Raw genomic sequence first — 17,623 nt, forward strand, 5'->3', positions numbered from 1 at the left:
TACTTTCTAAACCTAATCAATCTGTGTGGACACTAATCAACAACAATCTATCGTTAAGGAGGTGATCCAGCCCCAGGTTCCCCTAGGGCTACCTTGTTACGACTTCACCCCAGTCATGAACCACAAAGTGGTAAGCGTCCCCCCGAAGGTTAAACTACCTACTTCTTTTGCAGCCCACTCCCATGGTGTGACGGGCGGTGTGTACAAGGCCCGGGAACGTATTCACCGTGGCATTCTGATCCACGATTACTAGCGATTCCGACTTCATGGAGTCGAGTTGCAGACTCCAATCCGGACTACGACGCACTTTTTGGGATTCGCTAACTTTCGCAAGCTTGCCGCCCTCTGTATGCGCCATTGTAGCACGTGTGTAGCCCTACTCGTAAGGGCCATGATGACTTGACGTCGTCCCCACCTTCCTCCGGTTTATCACCGGCAGTCTCCCTGGAGTTCCCGACATTACTCGCTGGCAAACAAGGATAAGGGTTGCGCTCGTTGCGGGACTTAACCCAACATTTCACAACACGAGCTGACGACAGCCATGCAGCACCTGTCTCAGAGTTCCCGAAGGCACACTAAAATCTCTTCTAGCTTCTCTGGATGTCAAGAGTAGGTAAGGTTCTTCGCGTTGCATCGAATTAAACCACATGCTCCACCGCTTGTGCGGGCCCCCGTCAATTCATTTGAGTTTTAATCTTGCGACCGTACTCCCCAGGCGGTCTACTTAACGCGTTAGCTCCGAAAGCCACTCCTCAAGGGAACAACCTCCAAGTAGACATCGTTTACGGCGTGGACTACCAGGGTATCTAATCCTGTTTGCTCCCCACGCTTTCGCATCTGAGTGTCAGTATCTGTCCAGGGGGCCGCCTTCGCCACCGGTATTCCTTCAGATCTCTACGCATTTCACCGCTACACCTGAAATTCTACCCCCCTCTACAGTACTCTAGCTTGCCAGTTTCAAATGACCTTCCGAGGTTGAGCCCCGGGCTTTCACATCTGACTTAACAAACCACCTGCATGCGCTTTACGCCCAGTAATTCCGATTAACGCTCGCACCCTCCGTATTACCGCGGCTGCTGGCACGGAGTTAGCCGGTGCTTCTTCTGCAGCTAACGTCAAATAATAAGCGTATTAAACTTACTACCTTCCTCACTGCTGAAAGTGCTTTACAACCCGAAGGCCTTCTTCACACACGCGGCATGGCTGCATCAGGCTTGCGCCCATTGTGCAATATTCCCCACTGCTGCCTCCCGTAGGAGTCTGGACCGTGTCTCAGTTCCAGTGTGGCTGATCATCCTCTCAGACCAGCTAGAGATCGTCGCCTTGGTGAGCCTTTACCTCACCAACTAGCTAATCTCACTTAGGCGTATCCTGATGCGTGAGGTCCGAAGATCCCCCACTTTGACCCAAAGGTGTTATGCGGTATTAGCCATCGTTTCCAATGGTTATCCCCCTCACCAGGGCAACTTCCTAAGCATTACTCACCCGTCCGCCGCTCGACGCCCATAAGCGCACCCGAAGGATTGTTTATGTCGTTTCCGCTCGACTTGCATGTGTTAGGCCTGCCGCCAGCGTTCAATCTGAGCCATGATCAAACTCTTCAATTTAAGATTTTGAGGCTCAATGAATACTGATAACATTACATGTAATGTTGAATTGACTGTGCCGATATTTCTATCGATTGGTCACTCAGTTCATTGAAACCAAATTGTTTCCGAAGAAACTATTTTGATTGTCATCAACGAGTGCCCACACAGATTGATAGGTTTAAATTGTTAAAGAGCTTTGCTTTCAGTGCCTTAGCACTTAAGCAGGACGCGTATAATACGTTCTCTACTTTGAAAGTCAACATAAAGTTCTAACTATTTTTAAAACTTTATGGTCACTTGCTTAACAAGTAAGCAAGTAGAGATTTAGAGCCTGGCGATGTCCTACTCTCACATGGGGAAGCCCCACACTACCATCGGCGCTATTGCGTTTCACTTCTGAGTTCGGCATGGAATCAGGTGGGTCCACAATGCTATGGTCGCCAAGCAAATTCTTTTTATAAGGCCCTGGGCCCTGGGTTTATAGGCCCTGGGACAAAGTACCTTATCAATTCGGAAAGCTGTCTTTTCTTTTCCCAGTGCCTGTAGGACGAAGTCCGTTCCCAGGGCCCAGGGCCAGATTCTCAATTCACATTCAAGTTTATTCGTTCTTGCTTTGAGTCCATCAAAACCCCTTGGGTGTTGTATGGTTAAGCCTCACGGGCAATTAGTACAGGTTAGCTCAACGCCTCACAACGCTTACACACCCTGCCTATCAACGTCGTAGTCTACGACAACCCTTTAGGACAGTTAAACTGCCAGGGAGAACTCATCTCAAGGCTCGCTTCCCGCTTAGATGCTTTCAGCGGTTATCGATTCCGAACTTAGCTACCGGGCAATGCCATTGGCATGACAACCCGAACACCAGAGGTTCGTCCACTCCGGTCCTCTCGTACTAGGAGCAGCCCCTTTCAATTCTCCAACGCCCACGGCAGATAGGGACCGAACTGTCTCACGACGTTCTAAACCCAGCTCGCGTACCACTTTAAATGGCGAACAGCCATACCCTTGGGACCGACTTCAGCCCCAGGATGTGATGAGCCGACATCGAGGTGCCAAACACCGCCGTCGATATGAACTCTTGGGCGGTATCAGCCTGTTATCCCCGGAGTACCTTTTATCCGTTGAGCGATGGCCCTTCCATTCAGAACCACCGGATCACTATGACCTGCTTTCGCACCTGCTCGAATTGTCATTCTCGCAGTCAAGCGGGCTTATGCCATTGCACTAACCTCACGATGTCCAACCGTGATTAGCCCACCTTCGTGCTCCTCCGTTACTCTTTGGGAGGAGACCGCCCCAGTCAAACTACCCACCAGGCACTGTCCTCACCCCAGATAATGGGGCTAAGTTAGAACATCAAACATACAAGGGTGGTATTTCAAGGATGGCTCCACCGTATCTGGCGACACGGGTTCAAAGCCTCCCACCTATCCTACACATGTAGGCTCAATGTTCAGTGCCAAGCTGTAGTAAAGGTTCACGGGGTCTTTCCGTCTAGCCGCGGGTACACTGCATCTTCACAGCGATTTCAATTTCACTGAGTCTCGGGTGGAGACAGCGTGGCCATCATTACGCCATTCGTGCAGGTCGGAACTTACCCGACAAGGAATTTCGCTACCTTAGGACCGTTATAGTTACGGCCGCCGTTTACCGGGGCTTCGATCAAGAGCTTCGACCTAAGTCTAACCCCATCAATTAACCTTCCGGCACCGGGCAGGCGTCACACCGTATACGTCATCTTACGATTTTGCACAGTGCTGTGTTTTTAATAAACAGTTGCAGCCACCTGGTATCTGCGACTCTCAATAGCTCCATCCGCAAGGGACTTCACCGTTAAGAGCGTACCTTCTCCCGAAGTTACGGTACCATTTTGCCTAGTTCCTTCACCCGAGTTCTCTCAAGCGCCTTGGTATTCTCTACCCGACCACCTGTGTCGGTTTGGGGTACGATTCCTTACAATCTGAAGCTTAGAGGCTTTTCCTGGAAGCATGGCATCAATGACTTCACTGCCGTAGCAGCTCGACGTCGTGTCTCAGCCTTAAAGAGAGCCGGATTTACCTAACTCTCAAGCCTACGCACTTGAACCTGGACAACCGTCGCCAGGCCCACCTAGCCTTCTCCGTCCCCCCATCGCAATTGTAAGAAGTACGGGAATATTAACCCGTTTCCCATCGACTACGCTTTTCAGCCTCGCCTTAGGGGTCGACTTACCCTGCCCCGATTAACGTTGGACAGGAACCCTTGGTCTTCCGGCGTGGAGGTTTTTCACCCCCATTATCGTTACTCATGTCAGCATTCGCACTTCTGATACCTCCAGCATACCTTACGATACACCTTCAACGGCTTACAGAACGCTCCCCTACCCCGCATACAAAGTATGCAGCCGCAGCTTCGGTTTATAGCTTAGCCCCGTTACATCTTCCGCGCAGGCCGACTCGACTAGTGAGCTATTACGCTTTCTTTAAATGATGGCTGCTTCTAAGCCAACATCCTAGCTGTTTTAGCCTTCCCACATCGTTTCCCACTTAGCTATAATTTGGGACCTTAGCTGGCGGTCTGGGTTGTTTCCCTCTCCACGACGGACGTTAGCACCCGCCGTGTGTCTCCCGGATAGTACTTACTGGTATTCGGAGTTTGCAAAGGGTTGGTAAGTCGGGATGACCCCCTAGCCTTAACAGTGCTCTACCCCCAGTAGTATTCGTCCGAGGCGCTACCTAAATAGCTTTCGGGGAGAACCAGCTATCTCCAGGTTTGATTGGCCTTTCACCCCTAGCCACAAGTCATCCGCTAATTTTTCAACATTAGTCGGTTCGGTCCTCCAGTTGATGTTACTCAACCTTCAACCTGCCCATGGCTAGATCACCTGGTTTCGGGTCTATATCCAGAGACTAAACGCCCAGTTAAGACTCGGTTTCCCTACGGCTCCCCTAAATGGTTAACCTTGCCACTGAATATAAGTCGCTGACCCATTATACAAAAGGTACGCAGTCACCCCACAAAGGAGGCTCCTACTGCTTGTACGTACACGGTTTCAGGTTCTATTTCACTCCCCTCACAGGGGTTCTTTTCGCCTTTCCCTCACGGTACTGGTTCACTATCGGTCAGTCAGTAGTATTTAGCCTTGGAGGATGGTCCCCCCATATTCAGACAGGATATCACGTGTCCCGCCTTACTCGATTTCACTTAAAATGACATGTCGGTTACGGGGCTATCACCCTGTATCGCGGCACTTTCCAGAGCCTTCACCTGTATCATTAAAAGCTTAAGGGCTAGTCCAATTTCGCTCGCCGCTACTTTCGGAATCTCGGTTGATTTCTTTTCCTCGGGGTACTTAGATGTTTCAGTTCCCCCGGTTCGCCTCCTTAACCTATGTATTCAGTTAAGGATACTTACTTATGTAAGTGGGTTTCCCCATTCGGAAATCCCAGACTCAAGTGGCTTTTACTGCCTAATCTGGGCTTATCGCAAGTTAATACGTCCTTCATCGCCTCTGACTGCCAAGGCATCCACCGTGTACGCTTAGTCACTTAACCATACAACCCCAAAGGGTCTTTGTTAAACAACCAAAGTTGTCTGCAATTAACTCTTTGCTTTCACTTTGAAAAGTGAAGACAAACAGGACATGATGCAGACACGATTTTGCCGGACTCAAATATGAACAACATAAATGTTGTTCCCAAGAACACTTGAATGTGTTGTTTTGGTACCTATTTCCTAAGAAATAGGATTTGAGAACTTTTACATTATCTATTCAATCAAAATAGATAATTGTCAGCTTTCCAAATTGTTAAAGAGCAAAGTGTTACTTTCTACTTAAAGAATGACACTTTCTAAAGATTCTCAGAGCTCAAAAATCCAACCAACTCGATACTTCTTATTGGTTTGGATTACAACGTCCAAAAATACTTAGAGAGTGGTGGGCGATACCGGGCTCGAACCAGTGACCCCCTGCTTGTAAGGCAGGTGCTCTCCCAACTGAGCTAATCGCCCACTTTAAGTTTCAATTCCTTCGTGGAGAAAGAATGGTGGGTCGTACAGGATTCGAACCTGTGACAAATTGGTTAAAAGCCAACTGCTCTACCAACTGAGCTAACGACCCTTTTTTTTCACTCACACCGCTTAACGCAGCATAAGGAGAAAATGGTATCCCGTAGGGGAGTCGAACCCCTGTTACCGCCGTGAAAGGGCGGTGTCCTAGGCCTCTAGACGAACGGGACACTATACTTGTTTCCACTTTTAAAAAAGCAGAACCAAAGCTGTTGAAAGTGTTGGGCACTTTCTTTTCTCTTTACTTTATAAACCATCAATCTGTGTGGACACTAATCAACAACAATCTATCGTTTAAGGAGGTGATCCAGCCCCAGGTTCCCCTAGGGCTACCTTGTTACGACTTCACCCCAGTCATGAACCACAAAGTGGTAAGCGTCCCCCCGAAGGTTAAACTACCTACTTCTTTTGCAGCCCACTCCCATGGTGTGACGGGCGGTGTGTACAAGGCCCGGGAACGTATTCACCGTGGCATTCTGATCCACGATTACTAGCGATTCCGACTTCATGGAGTCGAGTTGCAGACTCCAATCCGGACTACGACGCACTTTTTGGGATTCGCTAACTTTCGCAAGCTTGCCGCCCTCTGTATGCGCCATTGTAGCACGTGTGTAGCCCTACTCGTAAGGGCCATGATGACTTGACGTCGTCCCCACCTTCCTCCGGTTTATCACCGGCAGTCTCCCTGGAGTTCCCGACATTACTCGCTGGCAAACAAGGATAAGGGTTGCGCTCGTTGCGGGACTTAACCCAACATTTCACAACACGAGCTGACGACAGCCATGCAGCACCTGTCTCAGAGTTCCCGAAGGCACACTAAAATCTCTTCTAGCTTCTCTGGATGTCAAGAGTAGGTAAGGTTCTTCGCGTTGCATCGAATTAAACCACATGCTCCACCGCTTGTGCGGGCCCCCGTCAATTCATTTGAGTTTTAATCTTGCGACCGTACTCCCCAGGCGGTCTACTTAACGCGTTAGCTCCGAAAGCCACTCCTCAAGGGAACAACCTCCAAGTAGACATCGTTTACGGCGTGGACTACCAGGGTATCTAATCCTGTTTGCTCCCCACGCTTTCGCATCTGAGTGTCAGTATCTGTCCAGGGGGCCGCCTTCGCCACCGGTATTCCTTCAGATCTCTACGCATTTCACCGCTACACCTGAAATTCTACCCCCCTCTACAGTACTCTAGCTTGCCAGTTTCAAATGACCTTCCGAGGTTGAGCCCCGGGCTTTCACATCTGACTTAACAAACCACCTGCATGCGCTTTACGCCCAGTAATTCCGATTAACGCTCGCACCCTCCGTATTACCGCGGCTGCTGGCACGGAGTTAGCCGGTGCTTCTTCTGCAGCTAACGTCAAATAATAAGCGTATTAAACTTACTACCTTCCTCACTGCTGAAAGTGCTTTACAACCCGAAGGCCTTCTTCACACACGCGGCATGGCTGCATCAGGCTTGCGCCCATTGTGCAATATTCCCCACTGCTGCCTCCCGTAGGAGTCTGGACCGTGTCTCAGTTCCAGTGTGGCTGATCATCCTCTCAGACCAGCTAGAGATCGTCGCCTTGGTGAGCCTTTACCTCACCAACTAGCTAATCTCACTTAGGCGTATCCTATAGCGTGAGGCCCGAAGGTCCCCCACTTTACTCCGAAGAGGTTATGCGGTATTAGCCATCGTTTCCAATGGTTATCCCCCTCTACAGGGCAACTTCCTAAGCATTACTCACCCGTCCGCCGCTCGACGCCCATAAGCGCACCCGAAGGATTGTTTATGTCGTTTCCGCTCGACTTGCATGTGTTAGGCCTGCCGCCAGCGTTCAATCTGAGCCATGATCAAACTCTTCAATTTAAGATTTTGAGGCTCAATGAATACTGAAAACATTACTAATTACGTAATGTGAATTGACTGTGCCGAATGATTACTCATTCGTATTGGTCACTCAGTTCATTGAAACCAAATTGTTTCCGAAGAAACTATTTTGATTGTCATCAACGAGTGCCCACACAGATTGATAGGTTTATATTGTTAAAGAGCTATTTGACTTCGCCATTCCGGCTTGGTCAGGGCTGCGTATTCTACACTTCCCGACTTCCGAGTCAAGAACTTTTTTCAAATTCTTTTCTCTTCCCCGATTCCGTTGTGTGACCTGCGCCTCACTCCGTGTCGGTGATGCGGCATTATAGGGAGGAACTTTATTAACGCAAGATCTTTTTTTGATTTTTTTTCTGAATGCTGAAAAAGCAATCAATAGCCTGTTTATTGAATAAAATTTCAACATTTGAAGGACGTCACACCAATAGGTTGGAAATCAAAAGTAGATATACGTAAGATTCATATGTCTATTCTGTTAATAGCACTATTGTCTTTATTACTAAAAGTTGTATTCAGATATGAACTCAAAAAAAACTTTCTTTTTGCTTACTGCCTTAGCTGTTCTCGGCGCAGCGATTTTTCACCAGGTTCCAATTTCCCCTGCTCTATCTTTTGTGATTGGTGTTATTTCTGCCGCCTTTATCCTCAACCTTAATACATCAAGTAACTCCGTAAATAACGAAAGCCCGTCAACCAAAACACTTTATGTTGGTAACCTGCCTTATAAAGCGAACGAAGCTAATGTTCGGGAACTGTTTTCTGAGCATGGTGAAGTTTTCGCTGTACGTTTAATGAAAGATAAGCGCACAGGTAAAAGAAGGGGCTTTGGTTTTGTCGTAATGGCCAGCCAGGATGCTGATAAAGCTATTTCTGCACTTAACGACAATGATTATATGCAGCGCACTTTAAAAGTACGTATTGCAAATGATCCTAAACATCCGGATTCGGAAACGTCTCAATAGATTTAAAGTTAAGAAGCTTTACGGCTTTGTTCAGTGCGGTTTTGTCTCCCAAAGCCGCACTGCTGAATATTTTATATTCCCCGCTATAAGAATTTCCATCCAGCACATTAGTCAAAAGAGACTTCACTCTCCTTGCTATTGCTTCACCTGAGTCAATCAACATTACCTTTTGCTCAAATGCGAGATGAATTTCATCTTTAATTAGAGGGAAATGTGTACACCCCAATACTGCAACATCAATAGTATCTTTTATCGGAGCCAGAATATCTCGCAGTTCATTGATATCGACAGCTTTACCGCATAGCTTCTCTTCTGCTATATCCACTAACCTTGTCGACCCAAGAAGTTTGACTGGCTTATCGGGAGAAAAGTCGTTTATTAAGTTATGAGTGTACTCTCTCTTAACTGTCGCCGGAGTGGCAACAAGCCCGACAGCCCGGTTCGACAAAAGAGAAGCCGGCTTAATGGCAGGCACTACACCTACAACAGGTATGGTTAACAGCTCCCTTAATTTGGGAAGCACGATTGTGCTTGCTGTATTACAGGCTATGACAACCAGATCGATTTGTTCATCACGGACAAAGCGGCAAATCAGCTTTTCTACACGAAAAAGAAGAGTTTCACGAGAAAGCTCGCCATAGGGATAAGCGGCATTGTCAAACAGGTAGCTATATTCAAGGCCGGGTAATAGCTTTTGAATTTCCTTAAAGACGGATAATCCACCGACTCCTGAATCAAAGACCAAAACTTTTGCCGGACGACCTTGAAACTTCACCACAACTGACCACCTGAATACTGTTTGCGGCGATCATACTCTGAGAGAGCAAGTTAGCAAGCAAAAAGAAAACCGCACAAAGGCGGCTTTCTCTACTTTCAGGATAAGGGGTAATTAAAAGCTATATTCTATAGTTGCGTAGTAACTTCTTTCCTGAGTGTTGTAGTAATAGGTTTCACTTGGATTGGTGTCAGTGTTCGTACCAGTAGCCAGGGTATAATCCTCTTCCAACAGATTAGCAACCCGCCCTCTTAGTGTGAGAGAATCAAATATGTAGTAACTAACAGCAAAGTCTACCAGTGAATATGCTGACAGCTCTGTAGTACCGTTGCTATAGTCATACCTCTTACCCTGATATAAGTAGCTCAGATCTGCCTGCCAGTTATCTGCATAATAGGTCGCATTCCATTTTACATTTTCTTTCGCCCTTCTGGCCAACTGACGGTCATTCTCTTTATCTTCAGGGTCCATATATTCAAAACTGATGACATGGCTTACTGGTCCAGTATCAAACATAGCAGACAACTCAATACCCCGAATATCTACTTCCTGAACATTCTCGCCATTGGAAATCATGTTATCAATTTGAGTTATGTACCCGGCTATGCGCCAATCAAATAAATCCTGTTCCGCTTCTAGCGCTAATTCATAACTCTTGGACTCTTCCGGCTCCAGATCGCTATTACCATAATTCGGCCAATAAAGGGCGTTGAAGGTCGGAGCTTTAAAACCAGTGCCAGCATTTGCCGTCAGGCGATAACGAGTTAGAAACTGCCAGCCAGACCCTAACTGCCATGTTGTATTCTGCCCATAACGTTCATTGTCATCGTGTCTTAATGCACCTTCCAGCTGAACTGAGTCTATATTGGCAGCCGTATTGATATAAAATGCGGTATTCTTTCTGGAAGTTTCTTCATAAGCCGTAGTAGACTCCGACACATCATCTTTGTACCAATCAACACCTGCTCCAAAAGACCAGCTTTCGCTCACTCTGTACTGATTAGTGAATGCAAAGCTTGTCCGGTCTGTTTGATAAACACTGCTATATAAGTTGTCATCCAGATGATCTTGGTTCTGGCCAAACTCCAGCTTTGAAGTTAAGGCGTCGTTCTCAAACTGAATATTCGCAGCGATGTTATAGGAACGTTCATCCTGATAAATATCATCTACACCACCAAAATACGAATAACCTGAAGCATCATATTCCAGCTCACCTTCATGATACAGCGCCTGAATATCAGCACTTAAATTGTCGTTAAAGCTATATCCCAGAGTCGTAACAAAATCTTTGGACTTATAGCCATCATTATCCTCCTGGCCAGGAAGGTTTGTAGCAGAAAAGCCATCTGTACTAAGGCTATTAGCAGCAAAAGAAACGTGGAAGTCTTCATTTACTAACTTTGATAGAGATACTTGTCCTTGCTTATAGTTGTCACTACCCATAGTGCCACCAGCAATAACTTCCGAGCGGTGATGTTTCGTAATAACATTGATTACACCAGCAATAGCGTCAGAACCGTACATTGCTGCACGGGAGCCGCGTATATATTCAATACACTCGATGGCAAAAACAGGAATCGAAGCAAGTGATGCCGCTCCCGTAGTAGCACTACCAATACGTATCCCATCAATCAGATAAAGAACATGGTCAGACTCACTTCCCCGAACAAACACACTCTGCTGCTGACCATAGCCCCCGTTAGATGAGAGCTGGATCCCGGGCAATCGTCGTAAAACTTCTGTGATACTTTTAGCCTGAATGGCAACAATTTCATCTTTAGTAACAACTTCTACAGAAACCGTTGTACTTTCTAAGGACTGCTCAAACCGGTTCGCAGTAACCACAATAGTTTCAACATCCGAAGCCGCTTCCTGAGCCTGTGAAAAAGAAGCATAAGAAAAGAGCGATGCCGACACAGCAATCGCTAAAATAGATTTTTGCATTTTATTCCCTAAAATCGCGTAGTTAGTCAAGTGGCATGAGGTGCCACTATCCTGCTGGCAGGTCTTCGGACTCAAGAGCACGATATCAATCAATATCACCTTACATCTGACTTCCCACCCAACTTCTGAGCAGTGCCTGGCTTCTAACCTAAGATGTTCGTTCTCTATTACCGCTGCGCGTCAGTTCCGGAGTTACACCGGATTCCCTATTATTCGGACTGCAAATAATTTGCATCCGCACCAACTTCCGGACAAATACTAAAAATCAAAGGCAAAACTGTCCAGTGCTATTACTGACTAATTGGTAATATATTTTTCCCCTATGGCATAACTAAGCCTGATAACTTGTCAATGAATACTGGACATGTGCAGAGTATTGACTAAAATCTGCGCTCCCTGTGTGAATGCAAAAGGCAAGATAATGGCGACTCCTGAAATAAACCCTCAGACATATACCGAACAACTTGAAGAGAAGAAGCAACGCCTTTCCGGCATGTTCTCCCAATACAATGTTCCTGAGCTGGAAGTTTTCGAGTCACCGGAGAAACACTACCGCATGAGAGCAGAGTTTCGTGTATGGCATGAGGGTGATGATCTTTATTACGTCATGTTCAACCAGGAAACCCGCGAGAAATACCGCGTTGACCAGTTCCCTGCTGCCAGCAAGCTGATTAATGACCTGATGCCTGTGCTGATGGAATCAATGAAAGCGAACGATACGCTTCGCCGCAAACTGTTCCAGGTAGACTTTCTTTCAACGTTAAGTGGCGAGATCCTGGTGTCACTTCTGTACCACCGCCAGTTGGATGATGCGTGGACAGAAGAAGCCAAGACACTTAAAAGCAAACTGAATGATGAAGGCTTTAATCTGAACATCATTGGCCGTGCCCGTAAAATGAAGATCGTTCTGGACAGAGATTATGTTGTTGAACGCCTGAACGTAAATGGTGATACCTACATCTACCAGCAAGTTGAAAACAGCTTCACCCAGCCTAACGGGGAAGTGGCTCAGAAGATGCTGGAGTGGGCGATTGACTGTACCCAGGAGAGCAGCGGCGATCTTCTTGAACTGTACTGTGGCAACGGTAACTTCTCTCTGGCTCTGGCACAAAACTTCGAACGCGTTCTTGCAACGGAACTGGCCAAGCCTTCAGTTCAGTCCGCTCAGTACAATATCGCTGCCAATAAAATCGATAATGTTCAGATAATCCGTATGTCAGCAGAAGAGTTCACCGAGGCAATGGAAGGTAAGCGGGAGTTCCGACGCCTTAAAGATCAGGGAGTCGACCTGAAGAGCTACAACTGCAACACCATTTTTGTTGATCCGCCAAGAGCCGGTATGGATGTGGATACCTGTAAGATGGTTCAGGGTTATGAGCGCATTCTTTATATTTCCTGCAACCCGGAAACACTGAAAGAAAATCTGGATATTCTGGGTGAAACCCATGATGTAACCCGGTTTGCGCTCTTTGACCAGTTCCCGTACACCCACCATATGGAAGCGGGCGTTTTACTTGAGAGACGCAAATAAAAGAAAACGAGCCGCAAGGCTCGTTTTTTTATTATTGCTGTTCTTGCTGTTCCTGCTCTCTCTTTCTTACGTATCCGAGCTTTTTACCAACCCAAAGCATAAGAAGCATTGTCACGATAATGGCAAAGAAGTTAGAACCCGCTTCCGGGTACTGCGCCTTAACGAAAGCGGAATGACCAAACGCCCCTACAAAAAAGCAGGCTAAACCGATTAGCGGGATCTCTTCAGCTACCGGGCTTTTCAGATAGTCCTGATACAACATCTGCACGGCCAGAACCAGTGCGATGACAGGAAAGATTGAGAAGGCGATTTCAGTCATCGTCAGAGCCGACAGAAGTGCATTACCGCACATACCAGCAATGACCGCTAAAATAAGAGTCTTTCTTTCTGACTTTACATTGTAGGGAGTTGAGTCATTTGACATAGTTATATCCTGTTTTTTGTCTTTCACGTTCTTTTCTATACCAGTATGCACCTTTTGCAGTCATCCTCAACTGCATAACAAGGCGCTCTGTAAGTTCATCTCTTTCATGCTTATCCAGATCAAGCGCTTCTGCTCCCGAACTGAATACCAAAATTACTGAAGCTTCAGCCTGAACAACCGCCTCTTCGCGAGTCATTCCGGTACTGATCAAATATTCGGTCAATTCAGCAGAAAAATGTTGGATCTCCCTCGCAACTGCAGCTCTAAATTCTGCAGAAGTGCCGGAGCGCTCACGTAATAGCAAACGAAAAACGTTTGGGCTGCTTTCGATAAACTCCATAAAGGTCTCTACCGAAGTCCTAATCACGCTGCCTTCCTTCACAATACGCTGACGAGCCTGACGCATCAACTGACGAAGAAGTAACCCCCCTTCATCAACCATAGTCAATCCAAGCTCATCCATATCTTTGAAGTGACGATAAAAAGAGGTAGGTGCTATACCCGCTTCTCTCGCAACCTCTCTGAGACTCAGATTAGAAAAACTGCGATCTGCACTTAACTGACTAAAGGCAGCATCTATTAAAGAGCGACGAGTTTTCTCTTTCTGCTGTGCCCGAATTCCCATTTTTATTTCTTTACTGTTCATTGTTATAAGCCATATTCAGCCCATTACTATAGCGCGAATTCCGGAAAGTAGAAAACAGGATGCCAGTACACGCTTTCTGTTTCATCTATAAATCCACAACTCCGTGATCCCATCCACTCTCTGCTATGAATCTTATTTACCCGAAATTTTAAAAGGTTAATATCACGCTACATAAATGTTAAAAATTAACAAGGATGGATCCTGATGGCACAGAGCAATCATTATGACGCAATTGTGATCGGTAGCGGCCCTGGTGGTGAGGGAGCAGCTATGGGGCTAACCAAGGCAGGTCAGCATGTTGCCATCATAGAAAAAGAGTCCAGCGTAGGTGGCGGTTGTACGCACTGGGGCACTATTCCATCAAAAGCACTCCGGCACGCGGTAAGCCGGATCATTGAGTACAACAGAAATCCCCTTTTCTGCCATAACAACACTAGCCTGCACTCAACATTTTCCAATATTCTGACTCACGCCAAAACCGTCATTGATAAGCAGACAAGGTTAAGACAGGGGTTCTATGACAGAAACCTGTGTGATCTGATATATGGAGAAGCCGTATTCTCAGACAACAACACCATTGATGTAAATAAAGCGGACGGTAGTACCGAGCAATATACGGCAGACAAATTTATTATCGCCACCGGTTCACGGCCTTACCGCCCCGATAATGTCGATTTTTCCCATAAACGCATTTATGACAGTGATTCCATTTTGTCTCTTGAGCACGATCCAAGGCATATCATCATTTACGGTGCCGGTGTTATTGGCTGCGAATATGCCTCCATATTCCGCGGGCTGGATGTAAAAACTGATCTGATTAATACCCGCGACAGACTGCTTTCATTTCTCGACAATGAGATCTCTGATGCGCTTTCGTACCACTTCTGGAACAGCGGTGTCATCATCAGAAATGATGAGACGTATAAAAAAATTGAAGGCACAGATGACGGTGTCATCATCCACCTTGAGTCAGGGAAGAAAATGCGAGCTGATTGTTTGCTGTATGCAAATGGCAGAACCGGGAATACAGACAAGCTCAACCTTGAAGCGGTCGGTCTGTCACCCGACTCCCGTGGTCAGTTGAAAGTAGACGAACATTACCGCACCGATTCAGAACATATCTATGCGGTAGGGGATGTTATCGGCTACCCTAGCCTGGCAAGTGCCGCCTACGATCAGGGCCGATTTGCCGCCGAGCACATCGCGCTGGGTAAAACCGATACTCACCTTATCGAAGACATACCTGCCGGCATCTACACCATTCCGGAAATAAGCTCCGTCGGAAAAACAGAGCAGGAGCTGACTTCTGCAAAAATTCCTTACGAAGTGGGCCGCGCCTCATTTAAACACCTGGCCAGAGCTCAGATTGCCGGAAAAGATATCGGCAGCCTGAAAATACTCTTCCACCGGGAAAGCAAAGAGATACTCGGCATACACTGCTTTGGGGAAAGAGCAGCGGAAATAATCCATATCGGGCAGGCCATTATGGAACAGAAAGGCGAAGCAAATACCATAGAGTATTTCGTTAATACCACCTTTAACTATCCGACTATGGCAGAAGCTTACCGGGTTGCAGCATTAAATGGTCTGAACAGGCTGTTCTAAAGTTACCAGCTAAACTCCACCACGGTTGGTGTGACTCTGGCTTTTAATCCTGAGAATTTTCGCAGCATACGCTGCCAGAATTTCCAGCGGTTACAGTCATGATCCAGTGGTGAGTAGCATTTTACCCATTTCACCCAGGGTACCCACTGGAATACTTTGTGTTCCGGTGAGGCAAAGCCATGGGCGTAAGTTTCACATCCCAGTTTTTGACCCACCTCAGAACTGGTCTTGTCTCCGGCCAGAACAACACAGGCCTGAGCTTTTACAAAAAAACGACCCAATGCCTGAATAAACTGAGATGTCTGTTTTTCTGAGCAATCCAGCAAAGCCTGCTCGCATACAATCAGAACCGGAGCATTTTCCGGAACAGGAAGAGCATAAAGCCATTCAAGACTGTTTACTGAACCACATCTGAGTTGATAGCGCTCATTGTCATGAAATAACTTCTGACGCCATAGCAGGTTTTCATTGATATCCAGCTCCAGCCAGCGGCAAAGCCCGTTGTCCAGGCGGTAAAACCGGGTATCCAGTCCAGCTCCCACATTAATCACCCAACCATTAGGATGCTGATCAAGAAAAGCCTGAACACGGAGATCGCACAGCTTAGTCAGCGTGGTATACATAAGTTGCTTTTGATTAACGTCGCCTGAGAGGCATTCGGATGACAGCTGGCACTGCTTACACGCCTTTGCTGCAATAGGGTCATAAACCAGGCCATCTTCCATAAGACTTTCCCTGCTTCTGAACCACATTGGCTTAAGCAGGTTTACCGGGATCTCATAGCCACCAGATACCCTGTCTCTGTCTGAATAAGAGTTTTTATTAAAGCAGTTCATTACCATCCACCTCCGATAAGGCAAATGATAATGACTACCATTTAGATTTGCAAGAATTAATCAAAATATCTGACTTATACCAATACCAGTAATTAGCTGTTCAGTGATTGCGCAGATAATTACTGGGATTGGTATTACATCCAATCAGTATTTCTGATGATCCCCACAGCGATACCTTCAATTTCCATATACTGGGAGGTAAGGTCAACCTTAATTGGGGAGAACTCTTCGTTTTCAGCATGCAGCAGAACCGTTGAACCCTGACGCTCCAGTCTTTTTACGGTAACATCATCTTCCACACGTGCGACAACAACCTGACCGTTTCTGACATCCTGAGTTTTATGAACCGCAAGAAGGTCGCCATCCATAATTCCGATATCTTTCATACTTTCGCCATGCACACGCAAAAGGAAGTCCGCCTGAGGCCTGAACATATTTGGATCAACCTTATAGTGGGCTTCCACATGTTCCTGAGCAAGAATAGGCTCACCGGCAGCAACCTGACCAATAAGCGGAAGGCCTTCATCATTGGCGGCATCATCCTGCAGCAGAATACGAATACCACGGGAAGCTCCCGGAATAATTTCAATCGCCTGCTTTTTAGCCAGTGCTTTTAAATGTTCTTCCGCAGCATTGGCGGAACGAAAGCCGAGTTCGCGAGCAATTTCAGCTCGTGTAGGCGGCATACCTGTGTCTTCAATTTTCTCTTTAATCAGGTCAAATACCTGTTGTTGGCGAGGAGTTAACGGCTTCATAAGTCACCTGTCTTTTTATACAGTTAACTGTGAGTATATACAGTAAGTTAACTCTTGCAAAGGATCATTTGCAAATAAGCCAAATGTTTCATGTGGAACAACCACTTCCGTCAAAAACCTAAGCAGCGAAATACGCCATATATATCGCCTCACACCAGACGTAGGCGGATAAAACCATAGAAATAAGCACGGCAGCTGAGCCGGTATCTTTTGCTCTTCCGGCCAGTTCATGGAATTCGAATCCAACCCTGTCAACAACTGCTTCAACCGCAGTGTTAAGTAGCTCAACAATCATAACCAGCAGAACAGAAGCCACCATCATAATTCTGTGGGTGCTGTCTACATCCAGATAAAAGGCCAGTGGCAGCATAATCAGGGCAGCAAAGACTTCCTGCCTGAATGCTTCTTCGTTGGTAAAGGCGGCCTTTATCCCCTGGCTTGAGTAAATTGTTGCATTAATGAGCCTCTTTATTCCTTTATTTTCCGGATTCTTCATCTATGTTTCCTATGAATACATAAAATTTTTTGCACACAGTCAGTACTTGGGCGCTATTTAGGGTTAAAAGGTTGGACCAGTTTCTGTTATCCTTGCACCGCGTCATTTATGCAGATGAGTTAAGTGTAGAAATGTCAGTCC

At 46.6% G+C, this 17,623-nt stretch carries 10 protein-coding genes, 3 tRNA genes, 4 rRNA genes and 1 riboswitch; of the genes, 3 read left to right on the plus strand and 14 right to left on the minus strand.

All coding sequences use genetic code 11. The annotated features are described in order from the left end of the window. Positions 1–54 precede the first annotated feature (54 nt). The 7 genes from L3Q72_RS14195 to L3Q72_RS14225 form a co-directional block, all read right to left on the minus strand. Positions 55–1,607: ribosomal RNA gene (locus L3Q72_RS14195) — 16S ribosomal RNA — on the minus strand. A 311-nt stretch (positions 1,608–1,918) separates the two neighbouring features. Beyond that, positions 1,919–2,034: ribosomal RNA gene (rrf, locus tag L3Q72_RS14200) — 5S ribosomal RNA — on the minus strand. A 198-nt stretch (positions 2,035–2,232) separates the two neighbouring features. Next, positions 2,233–5,122, minus strand: a 23S ribosomal RNA gene (locus tag L3Q72_RS14205). A gap of 381 nt (positions 5,123–5,503) precedes the next feature. Next, a tRNA-Val gene (locus L3Q72_RS14210) sits at positions 5,504–5,579 on the minus strand. 33 nt (positions 5,580–5,612) lie between these two features. Further along, positions 5,613–5,688, minus strand: a tRNA-Lys gene (locus L3Q72_RS14215). Between the two features lie 42 nt (positions 5,689–5,730). Continuing rightward, positions 5,731–5,806 (minus strand) — tRNA-Glu (locus L3Q72_RS14220). A 125-nt stretch (positions 5,807–5,931) separates the two neighbouring features. Beyond that, positions 5,932–7,484 (minus strand): 16S ribosomal RNA (locus L3Q72_RS14225). The 16S, 23S and 5S rRNA genes sit together here with 3 tRNA genes alongside, the layout of an rRNA operon. A 542-nt stretch (positions 7,485–8,026) precedes the next feature. Here L3Q72_RS14225 and L3Q72_RS14230 point away from each other — a divergent pair. After that, positions 8,027–8,470 (plus strand): RNA-binding protein, encoded by a 444-nt coding sequence (locus L3Q72_RS14230; protein ID WP_275130561.1) that lies wholly within the window; start codon positions 8,027–8,029, stop codon positions 8,468–8,470. Here the strand turns inward: L3Q72_RS14230 and murI are convergent. Both murI and L3Q72_RS14240 read right to left on the minus strand, forming a co-directional pair. Then, positions 8,439–9,248: a glutamate racemase gene (murI, locus tag L3Q72_RS14235; protein WP_275130562.1), complete on the minus strand. Its 810-nt coding sequence runs from the start codon at positions 9,246–9,248 to the stop codon at positions 8,439–8,441. The genes L3Q72_RS14230 and murI overlap by 32 nt on opposite strands. Before the next feature lie 111 nt (positions 9,249–9,359). Next, entirely contained in the window at positions 9,360–11,189 is a 1,830-nt protein-coding gene (locus L3Q72_RS14240; RefSeq protein WP_275130563.1) for a TonB-dependent receptor, read from the minus strand. 38 nt (positions 11,190–11,227) lie between these two features. Next, positions 11,228–11,449: riboswitch (cobalamin riboswitch) on the minus strand. A gap of 161 nt (positions 11,450–11,610) precedes the next feature. Between L3Q72_RS14240 and trmA the strand changes: the two genes are divergently transcribed. Beyond that, positions 11,611–12,720 carry a tRNA (uridine(54)-C5)-methyltransferase TrmA gene (trmA, locus tag L3Q72_RS14245; protein ID WP_275130564.1) on the plus strand — a complete coding sequence of 370 codons (1,110 nt, stop codon included), beginning with the start codon at positions 11,611–11,613 and terminating at the stop codon, positions 12,718–12,720. Between the two features lie 31 nt (positions 12,721–12,751). On the opposite strand, the gene L3Q72_RS14250 is transcribed toward trmA, so the two are convergent. Together L3Q72_RS14250 and fabR are read right to left on the minus strand one after the other, a co-directional pair. Next, positions 12,752–13,144, minus strand: coding sequence for a YijD family membrane protein (locus tag L3Q72_RS14250; protein WP_275130565.1), 393 nt, complete (start codon positions 13,142–13,144; stop codon positions 12,752–12,754). Then, on the minus strand, positions 13,134–13,769 hold the full coding sequence (gene fabR / locus L3Q72_RS14255; RefSeq protein ID WP_275132121.1) for an HTH-type transcriptional repressor FabR: 636 nt from the start codon (positions 13,767–13,769) through the stop codon (positions 13,134–13,136). Before fabR ends, L3Q72_RS14250 begins: the two co-directional genes overlap by 11 nt. Positions 13,770–13,994: 225 nt before the next feature. On the opposite strand from fabR, the gene sthA reads away from it, so the two are divergent. Beyond that, positions 13,995–15,395 (plus strand): Si-specific NAD(P)(+) transhydrogenase, encoded by a 1,401-nt coding sequence (gene sthA, locus L3Q72_RS14260; RefSeq protein ID WP_275130566.1) that lies wholly within the window; start codon positions 13,995–13,997, stop codon positions 15,393–15,395. A 2-nt stretch (positions 15,396–15,397) separates the two neighbouring features. Here the strand turns inward: sthA and L3Q72_RS14265 are convergent, their stop codons facing one another. The 3 genes from L3Q72_RS14265 to L3Q72_RS14275 form a co-directional block, all read right to left on the minus strand. Continuing rightward, the gene (locus L3Q72_RS14265; protein WP_275130567.1) at positions 15,398–16,231 is read right to left on the minus strand and encodes a class I SAM-dependent methyltransferase; all 834 of its coding nucleotides are present in this window, start codon (positions 16,229–16,231) and stop codon (positions 15,398–15,400) included. A 134-nt stretch (positions 16,232–16,365) separates the two neighbouring features. Beyond that, a complete protein-coding gene (gene lexA / locus L3Q72_RS14270) occupies positions 16,366–16,986 on the minus strand; it encodes a transcriptional repressor LexA (RefSeq protein WP_275130568.1) in 621 nt (206 codons plus the stop codon). Positions 16,987–17,104: 118 nt separating this feature from the next. Further along, the gene (locus tag L3Q72_RS14275; protein WP_275130569.1) at positions 17,105–17,482 is read right to left on the minus strand and encodes a diacylglycerol kinase; all 378 of its coding nucleotides are present in this window, start codon (positions 17,480–17,482) and stop codon (positions 17,105–17,107) included. Between the last annotated feature and the right edge of the window lie 141 nt (positions 17,483–17,623).

The organism is Vibrio sp. JC009 (assembly GCF_029016485.1).
In the GTDB taxonomy this organism is placed as follows: domain Bacteria; phylum Pseudomonadota; class Gammaproteobacteria; order Enterobacterales; family Vibrionaceae; genus Vibrio.